Source organism: Solibacillus sp. FSL K6-1523 (assembly GCF_038005225.1).
Lineage (GTDB): Bacteria > Bacillota > Bacilli > Bacillales_A > Planococcaceae > Solibacillus.
Window position 1 is genome coordinate 2706967 of record NZ_JBBOSU010000001.1, and the last position, 13824, is coordinate 2720790.

General features: G+C 35.6%; 13 protein-coding genes. 7 read left to right on the plus strand and 6 right to left on the minus strand.

Annotated elements, in window-relative coordinates:
• The first annotated feature begins 150 nt into the window (after positions 1-150).
• Positions 151-1869 (plus strand): ABC transporter ATP-binding protein, encoded by a 1719-nt coding sequence (locus MHI10_RS13015; RefSeq protein WP_340785966.1) that lies wholly within the window; start codon positions 151-153, stop codon positions 1867-1869.
• Complete coding sequence (locus tag MHI10_RS13020; RefSeq protein ID WP_340785967.1) at positions 1866-3662, plus strand: ABC transporter ATP-binding protein; 1797 nt, start codon at positions 1866-1868, stop codon at positions 3660-3662. The genes MHI10_RS13015 and MHI10_RS13020 overlap by 4 nt, the downstream gene beginning before the upstream one ends.
• A gap of 19 nt (positions 3663-3681) precedes the next feature.
• Here the strand turns inward: MHI10_RS13020 and MHI10_RS13025 are convergent, their stop codons facing one another.
• Together MHI10_RS13025 and MHI10_RS13030 are read right to left on the minus strand one after the other, a co-directional pair.
• Positions 3682-4542 (minus strand): CPBP family intramembrane glutamic endopeptidase, encoded by an 861-nt coding sequence (locus tag MHI10_RS13025; protein ID WP_340785969.1) that lies wholly within the window; start codon positions 4540-4542, stop codon positions 3682-3684.
• Positions 4543-4775: 233 nt separating this feature from the next.
• Positions 4776-5543 carry a GNAT family N-acetyltransferase gene (locus MHI10_RS13030; RefSeq protein WP_340785972.1) on the minus strand — a complete coding sequence of 256 codons (768 nt, stop codon included), beginning with the start codon at positions 5541-5543 and terminating at the stop codon, positions 4776-4778.
• A gap of 195 nt (positions 5544-5738) precedes the next feature.
• Between MHI10_RS13030 and tnpB the strand changes: the two genes are divergently transcribed.
• The 3 genes from tnpB (at position 5739) to MHI10_RS13045 (ending at position 8217) form a co-directional block, all read left to right on the plus strand.
• Positions 5739-6899 carry an IS200/IS605 family element RNA-guided endonuclease TnpB gene (tnpB, locus tag MHI10_RS13035; protein ID WP_340785974.1) on the plus strand — a complete coding sequence of 387 codons (1161 nt, stop codon included), beginning with the start codon at positions 5739-5741 and terminating at the stop codon, positions 6897-6899.
• A gap of 684 nt (positions 6900-7583) precedes the next feature.
• Positions 7584-7814, plus strand: a complete 231-nt coding sequence (locus MHI10_RS13040) for a helix-turn-helix transcriptional regulator (RefSeq protein ID WP_340789232.1) — start codon at positions 7584-7586, stop codon at positions 7812-7814.
• A complete protein-coding gene (locus MHI10_RS13045) occupies positions 7801-8217 on the plus strand; it encodes a hypothetical protein (RefSeq protein ID WP_340785976.1) in 417 nt (138 codons plus the stop codon). The genes MHI10_RS13040 and MHI10_RS13045 overlap by 14 nt, the downstream gene beginning before the upstream one ends.
• A 319-nt stretch (positions 8218-8536) precedes the next feature.
• Here MHI10_RS13045 and MHI10_RS13050 read toward each other — a convergent pair whose 3' ends face one another.
• Together MHI10_RS13050 and MHI10_RS13055 are read right to left on the minus strand one after the other, a co-directional pair.
• Entirely contained in the window at positions 8537-9004 is a 468-nt protein-coding gene (locus MHI10_RS13050) for a DUF3888 domain-containing protein (protein WP_340789233.1), read from the minus strand.
• Positions 8941-9156 carry a hypothetical protein gene (locus tag MHI10_RS13055; protein ID WP_340785977.1) on the minus strand — a complete coding sequence of 72 codons (216 nt, stop codon included), beginning with the start codon at positions 9154-9156 and terminating at the stop codon, positions 8941-8943. The genes MHI10_RS13050 and MHI10_RS13055 overlap by 64 nt, the downstream gene beginning before the upstream one ends.
• A 1582-nt stretch (positions 9157-10738) precedes the next feature.
• Here MHI10_RS13055 and MHI10_RS13060 point away from each other — a divergent pair.
• Complete coding sequence (locus MHI10_RS13060) at positions 10739-11785, plus strand: DUF418 domain-containing protein (RefSeq protein WP_340785978.1); 1047 nt, start codon at positions 10739-10741, stop codon at positions 11783-11785.
• Positions 11786-11944: 159 nt separating this feature from the next.
• On the opposite strand, the gene MHI10_RS13065 is transcribed toward MHI10_RS13060, so the two are convergent.
• Positions 11945-12382, minus strand: a complete 438-nt coding sequence (locus MHI10_RS13065) for a GNAT family N-acetyltransferase (RefSeq protein WP_340785979.1) — start codon at positions 12380-12382, stop codon at positions 11945-11947.
• 25 nt (positions 12383-12407) lie between these two features.
• Positions 12408-12908, minus strand: coding sequence for an RrF2 family transcriptional regulator (locus tag MHI10_RS13070; RefSeq protein ID WP_340785980.1), 501 nt, complete (start codon positions 12906-12908; stop codon positions 12408-12410).
• Between the two features lie 181 nt (positions 12909-13089).
• On the opposite strand from MHI10_RS13070, the gene MHI10_RS13075 reads away from it, so the two are divergent.
• Positions 13090-13737, plus strand: coding sequence for an FMN-dependent NADH-azoreductase (locus MHI10_RS13075; protein WP_340785982.1), 648 nt, complete (start codon positions 13090-13092; stop codon positions 13735-13737).
• Positions 13738-13824 lie beyond the last annotated feature (87 nt).

Below are 13824 nucleotides of genomic sequence, written 5' to 3' on the forward strand. Positions count from 1 at the left end.
CAATTTATCCATCAATCGAATAGTAAGCTTGAAAATTCACCACCTCAAACCCTGCCCATATATTTAGCCTCTCGAAACATCTGCATTGAGTTCCCCCTTTTAAAATGGCATAATATAGGGAAAATGAAATGACAAGCTAGGAGGTGTCGTATGAGAACCTTATTCCAATTTGTAAAACGTTATAAAATCGCGGCCATTTTTGCACTTATTTTTATGCTGTTAGAGCTTGCCTTTGAGCTTGTCCAGCCATTATTTATGGCAAAAATGATTAATGAAGGATTACTTCAAGATAACTTACATAATGTCGTATTTTGGGGTGGCTGGCTGTTTGGACTGACGATTTTGTCGTTAGTTAGTGGGATTTTTAACTCCTTCTTCTCTTCTCACGTTGCACAAAGTTTCGCCTATGATTTACGGAATGCACTTTATTCAAAAATCCAGTCCCTTACGATGGCGACGTATTTAACGTTTCCAACATCCGGTTTAATTACGCGTTTAACGAGTGACACGACTCAAGTTTCATCAATGGTGTTCATGTTATTACGCATTGCAATGAGAGCCCCTTTAATGGCCGTCGGATCACTTGTGTTGGCATTTTACGTCAATGCAAAGTTAGCGCTTATTCTTTGTGTTAGTACACCGTTTTTAGTGATTTTCCTCATTTGGATGATTTCACGCGGCATCAAACTTTTTGCACGCGTCCAATCTCGCTTAGATGCGGTGAACAAGCAACTACAGGAAGGCTTGCAGGCGGTGCGGTTAATTAAAGCGTATATGCGCGGACAGTATGAAGAAAGCCGTTTTCAAGCAGTTGCAGAAAATTTAAAGTTCGATACGATGAAAGCGACCCGATTAATGGAAGTTGCCCTACCGATTTTGCAGTTCGTCTTAAATGTTAGCTTGCTTATTATCATTTGGGTTGGTGCACAGCTCATTGATACAAACAATATTCTAGTTGGAGATTTAGTTGCGGTTGTCAATTATGCATTCCGTATGACTGCTGCGTTTTCCATTTTCTCGTTCATCATTATCGCCTATGCACGCGCGAAAGCATCTGCAGAGCGCATCGAACCAATTTTAAACACGATAGAGGGAACGGAGGAAGTCGCGGAAAATACAGAGCCGATGTTCTCACAATTTGCGATTCGCTTCGAGCATGTATCCTTTGCCTACCCTATTGCTGAAGAAAACACATTGCATGATTTGAACTTTTCCGTTAAAGCAGGTGAAAAAGTGGCAATAATGGGCGCTACAGGTTCAGGAAAATCAACTATTTTACAGCTCATTGAGAAATTTTATGATGCAACAGAGGGCGAAATATTTATTAATGAGGACAATATTAAAGATATTCCATTGCAGCAGCTGCGTAGTTCCATTGCTTATGTGCCGCAGCAATCCATCCTCTTCTCTGGAACAATTTTAGAGAATTTACGCTGGGGGCAACAGGATGCAACAGATGAACAACTTATAGATGCTACAAAAAAAGCCCAAATTCATGAAGCAATAGAACGATTTGAGCTTGGCTATGAAACGATTATCGGACAAAAAGGAGTTAATTTATCAGGCGGACAAAAACAACGCCTTGCCATTGCTCGTGCATTGTTAAAAGAAGCGCCTTTACTTATTCTAGATGATAGTACGTCCGCGCTTGATGTCGCGACAGAAAAACAGCTTTGGGAAGCACTAGATACAGAACAAATGACGCTGCTCGTTGTCACACAAAAAGTTCAAACTGCGCAAACAGCGGACCTTATTTTATTGCTTCACGAAGGACAAATCCATGCTTTTGGATCGCATGATGAACTTTTTGCAACAAACAGTTTGTATAAGCAAATTGTCGCATCACAACTGGAGGTGCACGGCAGGTGAAACCATTTGACTATGAACGACTCATAACAAAAGAGCAATTAAAAACGGCGAGCGGCAAAAAGAAAAAAGGGGCTCGCGCAGAAAACTGGACGTACACATTGAAGCGAATTTTTGATTTTATTGCCGAGCAAAAGATGCGCCTTTTCCTAGTGTTGCTACTCGTCATTATGAGTTCTGTACTGGCACTCGTGGGACCATTTATTATTGGTCGATTGCTCGATCGTTTCGTTGCAGAGGGCATTTTCAGTACGCTTGACACTTGGCTTTATGCGCTCGTGCTCGTTTACTTTTTATACGGCTTTGCGAGCTATTTTCAAAACTATTTCATGGTTGGTGTCGCCCAGCAAACGGTTTTTCGCATTCGAACAAGCCTGTATACACACTTCTTTCAATTACCGTTACGCTTTTTTGATAAACGGAAGCACGGGGAATTAATGAGTCGCGCAACGAATGATATGGAAACGATAAGTGCGACATTAAATAGTGCGTTCATCCAAGTTGTTTCGAGTGTTTTAACGTTAACTGGTACGATTGGCGTTATGCTTTATTTAAGCCCTGCCCTTACACTCGTAACACTTATTACCGTGCCGATTATGTTTTACGGGATGCGCTGGATTACAAAGCGCACAAGCCTACTATTCAAGCACCAGCAAGCTGCAATCGGTGAGTTAAACGGACTCATTGAGGAATCCATTACAGGGCAGCATGTCGTCAAAGCATTTTCACAAGAGTCAGAAATGCTACGTCAATTTGAAGAGAAAAATAAACGTCTCCATACAGTGGGCTTTTGGGCGCTAACTTATTCAGGCTTCATTCCCAAACTGATGAATGCGTTGAATAGCTTAAGTTTTGCCATTGTCGCGCTTATTGGTGGGATATTTGCTTATTATGGTCATATTTCGATTGGGACAATTGTTATTTTCACCGAATACGCACGTCAATTCACACGACCGTTAAATGATTTAGCGAACCAATTTAATACCGTGCTTTCTGCATTAGCAGGTGCCGAGCGAGTGTTTTTAATTTTGGATGAGAAAGAAGACAATATCGCAGGTGAACATGTGGCATTAAGCGGAGATGTTACGTTTAATAATGTGTCGTTCCAATATGAAGCCGATGCGAAAACACCGACGTTATCCAATGTTTCCTTTCAAATTGAAGCGGGACAATCCGTTGCACTCATCGGTCAAACGGGTGCGGGAAAAACAACAATTATGCAACTGTTAACTGGTCTTTATGAAAAGACAGATGGTGAGATTTTATTTGACGGTGTGCCGATTGAGTCCATTTCAAAAGCTTCTTTACGTGAACAAATGGCATTCGTCTTGCAAGACCCATTTTTATTTGAAATGTCCATTAAAGAAAATATTCGATACGGTCGATTAGATGCAACAGATGAAGAGGTCATCGAAGCGGCGAAAAAAGCGAATGCCCATACGTTTATTGAGAAATTACCCGATCAATATGACACCATTCTATCATCAGATGGTAGTCAAATTTCACAAGGGCAAAAGCAGCTTCTATCCATTGCACGGGCATTTGTTGCGAATCCGAAAATCTTACTGCTAGATGAAGCGACAAGCAGCATCGATACAATTACCGAGCTCCATATTCAAGCTGCCCTTGAAAAATTAATGGAAAACCGCACAAGCTTCATCATCGCCCATCGTCTAAATACGATTCGTAAAGTCGATTATGTTGTCGTGTTAAATCAAGGGAAAATTATAGAGCAAGGACCGCGCCAAAAACTGCTGGAGCAGCAAGGTGTGTTTGGACAAATGCTCAACGTGTAAGAAAAACGCCGATATCCATTTAATCAAATGGAACATCGGCGTTTTTATGTGGAAGCGTTAAATTGCGGAAACTTTTATAATATTTGAGTCCAATGACAAGTGCAATGAGACAAGCGACTACAAATGTAATCACGCTAATACGTAATGTCAACTGTGCCCCTTCCGTCGTTGGTAGTAATTCAGCTGAACTTCGATTCGCCCAAATAAATTGAAGGAACGCGAAAAAATTGCTAAAACTATGTACAACAATTGGCACAATGATTGATTTCGTTTTCAAATAAACGTACCCTAACACACAGCCTAGGAAGAAAGCAAATATGATTGTCAGTGGATTGATATGAATCAAACCAAAAAGAAGCGATGAAACGATAATACTTTTTTGCGGGCTCCATTTGATTGTCAAACGTCTTAGTAAAATCCCTCTAAAAAATAGTTCCTCCCATATTGGTGCCAAAATACAGATATTTACGAAAAATAAAATATACACAATGGGTGGCACGTGTACGATTTCTTCTACGTTTAAAAAATTAAAGAAAAACTCTCGAATATTATTTTCAAATCGTAAAAATACAAACATCAATGCTGCGACCCCACTCGTATATGCAGCTAATTGTAAACAACCCGTTAATGACAAATATTTCGTCCACCGAGTCCCCGTCATCACTTCGCCAACCTGTGCCTCGCTATACGTAAATTGATGTTTCTTGGATTGATACAATACATACAGTAATAAACAGATGGAAATACAAAGTGTCACCCATTCCTGCTTACTTGGTGCATCTGGCATAATGAACGAGAAGATCGTGATTCCAATAAATACACCAACTCCGTATAAAATGAACCAACGTATTTTAAATTGTTTCAATTGAAGTAATTCCAAATTTTCTCACCCCCTATTTAATTGTATCAAAAAGTGGGGATAATATTCCTAAAAAATTTTACAATGACCTATAACCAACCAAACTTTTGCGGTTATCTATCTTCCCATAATTTCAACCAAACTAAATAAAATGCGAAAGCAGAAACATTGATTTTTTTTAACAACGTTTCTGCCCTATTAAAAATATTTAAAATCGTATTACACTAAATAAATAATAGCTAGCTACATTTTAGTTATTCAAATACAACCATTTCTCCAATATCTACAAACCCAAAGCGCTTATAAATATTTTTCCCATCATCTGATGCTTGTAAGACAACGGTTTTTTGCTTATCTGTTATTTGAGTAAGCAGGTATTGGAACATTTCACTGCCGTACCCTTTCCCTCTATATGTTTCTTTTGTCATAACATCATAAATGCCATAACTGTCTGCACTATTGATTAGTAAACCAGTAGACACTGTTATTTCACCGACACGTCCAATAAACATTTGAATTTCAGAACTTAAATTTTCATCAGAAAAATTATTAAAATAAATTTCTAACGCATCTTTTTCTGGTGACCCTTCAAATAGACTAATAAAAACCTCTCTATATGCGTTAAGTTCTTCAATATTTTTCACTTGAGTAATCGTAAGCTGATGAGACTTTCTTTGGCCGACATTTAGCGTATTCTCAAGTTTCATCATTACATTACGTTCTGCTTCTTTTAGATCATACTCTTCCATCAGGTTTTGCCAGTCAGCACTCAAATAACGAGAGTCAATCCACGTACAAAACGGATATTTTTTTAGCGCCATATTTTCGATGCTACTTTTAATTGTCGTTGCATTTTTTATTTGAGCACATTTCGGCAAAAGGATATTGAATGTATCCGTCGGTATTTCAGTATTTGCCATAATGAAATCTTCCTTTATGATTAGATTTCCATTAACCGCCTGAGTAAATATTCTTATTTTTTCTTCAAGATTGTTGATAACTAATTGTTGTTCTGCCATCATATTTCGTCCCTTCCAATTAAATACAGTGCATACTGTTTTATCATTATCCGACAGAAGACTCCCACTTCAAGGAATGTGTAGGGTTTAACCCAATGAGTAAGTGGGAGATGAATGTCGGTAGGCGGTAGCCTAAAATTCCCTTTCACACTTGCGAACATATATTCTGTTTGATAGAATGAAAGGGAGGTGATCCAATTGGTGACCTATAAAGCGTATAAATTCCGACTCTATCCGACAAAAGAACAGACGACGCTAATCAATAAAACAATCGACTGTTGTCGCTATATTTTCAACTATTGTCTAGCTACATGGCAAGCCACATACAAGGAAACAGGAAAAGGCTTGTCGTATGCAAAATGCTCCGCGATGCTACCAAAGTTAAAACAACAAGAGGAAACAAGCTGGCTAAAAGAAGTAGATAGCATTGCCCTTCAAACAACGGTCCGATATTTAGCGGATGGCTTTGACCGTTTTTTCAAACAACAAAACGAAGCACCGCGTTTTAAAGCAAAGAAAAACCCCACACAAAGCTATACGACAAAAATGACGAATGACAATATCAAAATAATTGCCAACCGCATCCAACTCCCGAAACTAGGTCATGTGAAATTCGCAAAATCCAAAGAAATTACAGGAAAAATCATGAGCGCAACCATTAGAAGAAACCCTACAGGCAAGTATTTCATCGCAGTTTTAGCTGAAACGGACATCCAAGCCTACCCAAAAACAATGAAAAACGTAGGCATTGATGTTGGTCTCAAAGAATTCGCAAAGTTATCAAACGGCACAACCTATGCCAACCCGCAGTTTTTCCGTAAGCTAGAGGCAAAATTAGTAGAAGAACAACGCATTTTAGCCTGTAAAAAAGAACGGGCAATCAAACGAAACTGTCCACTAGATGAAGCGAAAAACTATCAAAAACAACGCATAAAAGTAGCAAAAGTTCACGAGAAAATCCGCAATGCACGGCATGACTACTTACACAAAATTTCCACTGAAATTGTCAAAAACCACGACATCATTGGAATGGAAGATTTGAGTGTCTGTAAGATGCAAAAGAATCACCTACTTGCCAAAGCGATTAGTGATGCGAGCTGGTCAGAATTCGCGCATATGCTCGAGTACAAAGCGAAATGGCACGGCAAACAGGTGGTTCGTGTAGGTAAAACTTTTGCTTCTAGCCAACTTTGTTCACATTGCGGCTATCAACATAAAGACGTGAAGAATCTCGCTATCCGAACATGGATGTGTCCAAACTGTCGTACGCAACATGACCGAGATCTTAACGCAAGCATCAATATTCTACATGAAGCATTAAGGCTTCAAACCGTAGGAACTACGGGGTTAGCTCGGTGAATCTCCATCTAATAGAGATTTCAGCCAAGAATCTCCCTCCTCTAAGCGATAGCGTAGGTGGGAGTAGTTCAAATCCTCCCATAATATTCAGAAATCTTGAGGCACACTTATATACTGTGCAAAAAAGCTCTTTTCTAAATAATAATGAAATCTTGTTAAGTAGCGAATCGTTATAAGCTCAAAGCAAGTAAAAAAAATGTGCATGTAAAAATTTCCCCGAAAAACTTTTAGCTTAAATTCCCTAGTCAGCGTATTTAATATACAACATATTTAAAAATAAGTGCAATTATCAGGTAAAAAGGATCATTTGACACTTATTAGGGAATAAGTTGTGTATCAATTTGGACGAACAGCGAAATTTGAGTTTAATGAATGTGAAGTTATTTTTGGAATGCTTTGAAAACAAGTAGTGTAGAAAAGATAATTTCCGTATTAAAAACATTACAGCGCTAATTATTAATTAAAAAATAAGTACAATAGATTGTAGAGCAAAACACTCAAAACATTGTTCCATAAACGTTTCAATTATTTTTTCATCCAGTAAATTTGAATTGAAACAGTCATCATTATATTTGATTTTTTTGCTAAACCAATCTTAAATCAACATGCAATTTATGTTAAAGCAAAGTAGGATATGAAGTAAGCTTCACATGAAGTCAACTTCATATCCGGTGGTGAAATATACTGTTAAACAAAGTAAAAAATTGTAGAAATGATGCAGGGTTAACCCAAAAACAATTAGCAGAGTTAGTATCGGTATCCCAACGTACAATCATCTCATTAGAAAAAGGACAATATAAGCCGTCTATTATGTTGGCATATCGACTAGCTTGTGTATTTAAAACAACTGTTGAAGATTTATTTTGTTTAGAAGAAAATAATAAAATGGAGGTTTCGCAATTTGAGGATTTATAGCAAAAAGAAATTCGTGTATTCTCTACTAGGCATAGCTATCTCAATAGCAAGTTTATTAGCTTTAATTACAAAAGGATTTGATTTAAAACTATCCATATTAACTGTAATTCTATTTCCAATTTCTCTATCATCTCTACGAAAAAGTACTTCAAAAGTAGAAGTATTAAAAGAGCGTTTTGAAAAAAAAGATGAAAGAAATCAACTTGTTTATCAAAGTAGCAATGCTCTATCCTTTAAAGTAACCCAATACTTTGTTATCGGATTAGAAATTCTATGTATTATTTTGTATAGCTTTTATAAAGCTGAAGTATTACTAGCATGTATCATTATTTTAGCTGTCATAATTAAGGTTACATTCCTTTCAGAGATTTTTAGTGGCATCTATTATGAAAGAAATCTTTAATATGCCATTTATAAAAGTGATCGATATATTGCGCCGCTTTTTGTGGGAGGCGGCGCATTCTTCTAAAAGAAAAAGCTGTGCCGAAAATCCCAATAAAAATCAGAGGAATTTCAAGCATAGCTATTATTAATATTCAAATAAACGCCAACCATGTCATTACTCCATTGCATAAAGAGACCTAATACCCCTTTATATACCACGGTATTTTATCATCCATTTTCTTACCTTGCTCACTCTTTTTATCCGTGACAATTCAACTGCCATCTTTCTTTCGCACTTTATACATTACAATGATCCCGTCCGACTTTTTAAATAACATTTAGCCTGTGTCGCCATTTATAAAAGTTACAAGGTCAATTATATTTTTGTTCGGTATCTTTCTTTCAGGAACCAATATGTTGATTGCTATTTCATTTGCGATGGTATAAAGAGAATTAAAATCATCATTAATTTCTGCTTGGTACTTCAATTGATTGAAAGTGTAAGAGGTATAGGCATCCAATTTCAACTGGAACCAATGCTTTATGTCCGAAAGTGTCGCTTTGTAAAATTTGTTGATATCCTTTTCTAGTTGATCCCCTCCATGTTGAAAGCTCATCGTTTTAACCCCAAACGGACTAATATTAAAAGTCATTGTTTCCTTACCGTTAGGCGGATCGTGTGCATGTTCGAACGTTGTGACTTGGACTTTTGCAATATAGTCGCCGAGTTCATTTGTAATACTCAAAACTTTAGTATCCTCAAATTGTTTAAGATAGCCGTAATAATTAATAATTTCTTTCTCAATAAAGGGATTAGTGTTGTACTCAACGTATCATAAATAAGCTTATAATCAAGCTGCTCATTTGGCGCATCAGGTTTTTCCGCATCGGCTTGATAGTTATTAATATGGATACTAAGAAGAAAAACGGTTATAATTACCGGTATTTCCCTCGCCAATCATTCTCCCCCTTAGTTTCTGGAGTCTTCCACCAAATATTTTGATCTACACCTTGAGTTTTTAATTTTTCTAAGGCATCATTGCAATCGATGAACTTCACTCAATTCTTACCGGTCTATAAAGAGGCTTTTTAGTCTTATGCATAATAAATTCAATTGTTTTCGCTCGATACGTTTCATCACTATATTCATAAGTAATGATAATATCTCCAATAAACCTTCCTGCCGTTATTTGAGCGCCTAATCTGACCTTAAGTTGATTATTAATGACATCATAATCAATGATGCCGCCAAACCCTATATCATCAAATAAATAGTACAGTTTTATAAAATAAGTATCGTATGTGAATTCTTCTCCACCGAGAATAAGTTCGGCTTTTTCAGGCGTTACTTTTATTTTGGTGTTTTAAACAATAATTTCCAATGGATTATCTACAGGAAGATCGGATAATTCATATTCATCTTGATAATCAAATACACGGACTTCTTTTTCAAGTAAACCCGTACCTTAGCCATGAGTTAAGATGATGATCAATTCCTTATTTCCATCGCCATTTAGATCTTCATAAAAAAGTTTTGGCTTGTACGTAGGATTTGTGACATTTATCCAAGATTCCTTATAATAAGTCCAATCCTTAAAAACAAGTTTAAAGTCATAATACAAACCATCATTTTCCTTAGCCTAGCATACAATACGATATTCTCTTTAGGCACCTCTGCAATCAATTCATAATCTTTTTCCTTTGCACTAATAATACTTATAGGAACGACAAAGGGAATAATCATGAACAATATCATCACATATTTTTCATCGAATTCACCTCGTTTAGTGTTCCCTGAAATAAATTTTAATACAACTAAACTACATCGTTTACCATCTTTATAGCAAAAAAACGACGCTACATCACAGAAATGAAAGATTATTACGTTCTCCCATGGGATTTGAATTAAAAAATGCACCTTAAGCATGGTTTGGGGACATACTGATTATAAGCAACCAAAAACAAACACCTTACTCAATTGATAACGGGTTACTTGTAAGCTGCAAACAGAGGAATCTCATATAATATTTTTCATTAAAACTCCTTAATAATTAATATTAAATTCACAGTATAATTCACGCAAATATTGTCTTCTTCAACTAACGCACACCCGGTAGTTGAAGAAGCACCTTCTATTTTATTACGCACAATATAGTCGGAATGTGTAATTGCTCTATTTTAAATTTTGTATAAATTTTTAAATTTTGTATAAATTTTTAAATTTTGTATAAATTTTATCAGTTTGAATATGCTAAGAACGGAATTTGCATAATCTCTTTCTTCTTAATTTTACATGCATAAAAGCAATCATATAGAACTCAATAAGTAGATAAGTTACCATTGGAGGAATTATGTACAATCTACGCTTATCCTATTTCTCAATCCCTATATGACTATTTTGTAAGGTTAGCGTCACATTCATCATTACTACTTATTCAGGAGCTCCCGTATACTTTGCATTAGTTAGGAGGAGAACAAAATGGAACCAATTGATTTAAACAAACGAATCCATACTTTGCATTAGTTAGGAGGAGAACAAAATGGAACCAATTGATTTAAACAAACGAATCCATACTTTGGATTATTTAAGAGGATTTGCACTATTAGGAATTATACTAGTAAATATTCCAGGACTTCTGCGAATTGATTTACCACAAACATCAGTAGACATCGCATACAATAACATTTTAACTCTCTTTGTAGAAGGTAAATTTTTCTCTATTTTTTCATTTTTATTTGGATTAGGTTTTTATATTTTTTTAACACGTGCGAAGGCTAAAAATGAAAAGGCATATTTATTCTTCATAAGAAGAATCGTTATTTTATTATTAATAGGAATTGTGCATATGTATTTCCAACCAGGTGAAGCGTTAACACTTTATGCTATATTTGGCCTAATTGCTTTACCATTTTATAAAGTGCGTAAAGAAATAAATGTAGTCATAGGTCTTATTATTTTAGGAGCAACTGCTTACCTAGGTTTAAAAATAGCGATGCCATTCCCGTTGATTTTACTGGGACTAGCAGCAGGACAGTATCGAATATTTGAAAAAATTGAAGAAAACCGAAAAAAGATCATCATATTTACAATCGTTATGTTCGGTATAAGTTTAGTTGGTTGGTTTTATCAATGGAAATATGCACCAGATGCTTACTTACCACTTGATAATTTGTCGGAGGAACAGTTAGCTAATCACGTAGAAAAAATAACTAACTTCCCATTAATCGGAATGCAAATCAGTCCATTTGTTTCGGCATTCTATGTAGGGACATTAGTGATATTGCTTCAACATCCGTTGATTCAAAAACTGTTTTCCCCATTAAGAGAGTATGGGCGAATGGCTTTAACAAACTATTTAGGACAAACTGCACTAATTTTATTGATTGGAAATGCATTAGACTTAATTTCGAACATCAATTTAATTTCCTCTCTCTGGATTTGTGTAGGAATTTACATTTTGCAATTACTATTTAGTAAGATTTGGTTGAAATTCTTTAGACTTGGACCGATTGAATGGCTATGGAGGATGGGAACCTATTGGAGTGTTCCACAGCTATTAAAAACGAAATCAAAAAATAGTAATTAGTAAATATTTATCCTATTTTTTATAGCTACACTTCATCACCCACTTCATTTATAAATCGAGTATGGTAGAGTTTCTCTCCATACTCGATTTTTTTGTTACATTCCTTTCAGATTTAGTGATTTTGTTACTGTTACCTTGAATGTAATTGTATGATAAAAATTAATTATTGATTAAACTTTTACTAAAACCCGTACTTTTCCCTGTGTATCCTAAATTTTCATAAAATCTATGCGCAGCGATTCGTTCTTCTCTATTTCCACTGTTTAACGTAATTACTGTACAATGATTCTTTTTTGCCCAATCTTCAACTGCCAACATAAGACTTTGCCCAATATTTTTCCTACGAAATTCTCCGTGAACTACTAGCGCTAAAACTCTCACATAGGGCCCATCAAATTCATATGCAATTTGCTTACACATCCCCACGAAACCAACTAACTCGCCGTTAAATTCAGCAACGTATGTTTGATAATCTGGCAAGTTTAAAATGCTATTAAGTCTTTCTTGAACTTTTAAATTTGTAGATGGATAACCAAGATAATTCATTAAATCACCTAACTTTGAAGTATCTTCTAATATCATTGGACGGATATTCATAAAAATCCCCTTTCACTATTTGAAGTCACTTCTTCTTAAAATATTCCCGAGAACCTTCCCTTATCTCTTTCGATAAGACTTGATCAAGTTCTTCGTTCAACCATGCAATCGTCTTACTGCTTAGAAACTTATTCATTTGCTGTTCTGCCTCAAGCATTACTAAATTAATCGTACAAGAGGAATTACCTGTCGTACATGGAGCGCATTTTTCCTTATCTGCATACATAAGGTTATTCTTTAAAATATTTTGGCACTGAAAAATCGGTTTAGCTCCTTCTACCGCAATTATTACATCCAAAAATGAGATTTCTTCAGGAGCTTTTGCCAATTTGTATCCCCCTTTTACTCCAGGGACAGAACTTACGATACCAGCCTTAGATAATTTACCAAAAACTTTCGATAAATAGGTCTCTGATAATCCTTGAAATTCCGAAAGCTCTCTTATTCCAATGCTTTCATTTGAAGGAACATCAATTAAATAAACAAGGCTATGTAAAGCATATTCAACCATTACGCTATACTTCATTTTAGTTCACCTGCTTTTACTTTTTAAAATAATAACTGTATCTTATCACAAACTTGAAGTGCATAATTTTTTTATTTGACACATATTATTTTCCGATATATTATTAATAGCATCTTAATTGTAGATAATAACTGTCGACAATTAGAAATCTACTAAAAATTCTTTTTGGAGGAATACATCTATGAGTAAACTTCTTGTTATAAACGCACATCCAATAGTTGATTCAACTTCTTCAGTAAGTCTAAATGTCCTGAATCACTTCATGAAAACCTATAAAGAGCTTCATGCTGATGATGAGATGATCGAACAAATTAACTTATACAGTGAGGAAGTGCCTATGATAGATGAAACGGTGCTAACTGCATGGGAGAAATTAAGACTCGGCCAAGAACTGACTAGCCAAGAGCAAGAAATCACTGCGCGTATGAATGAGATATTAAAACAATTTAAAAGTGCAAATAAGTATGTGATTGCTTATCCACTGCATAACTTTAATATTTCATCACAGTTAAAAGCCTATATGGACAATATTCTAATTGCAAAGGAAACTTTTAAATATACGGACACAGGATCAGTTGGGTTACTAAAAGACGGCAGAAGTATAGTTGTGATACAAGGAAGTGGCGCCATCTATACGAATAATGACTGGTATACCGAAGTTGAATATTCGCATAAATACTTAAAGTCCATGTTCAATTTTATCGGAATTGAAGATTACACTATCATTCGGGTACAAGGAACTGATTTACTCGGTGCTGATAGAGATAAGATTTTACAAAAGGGATATGTAGAAGCTGAAAATATTGCTGCTGAATTAGCAGAGAAATAAAAATAGATTGTGGCAAATAAAAACTGTGCTGAAAACCCCAATTAAAATCGGGTGAATTTCCAGCACAGCTATTTTTATTATTTAATA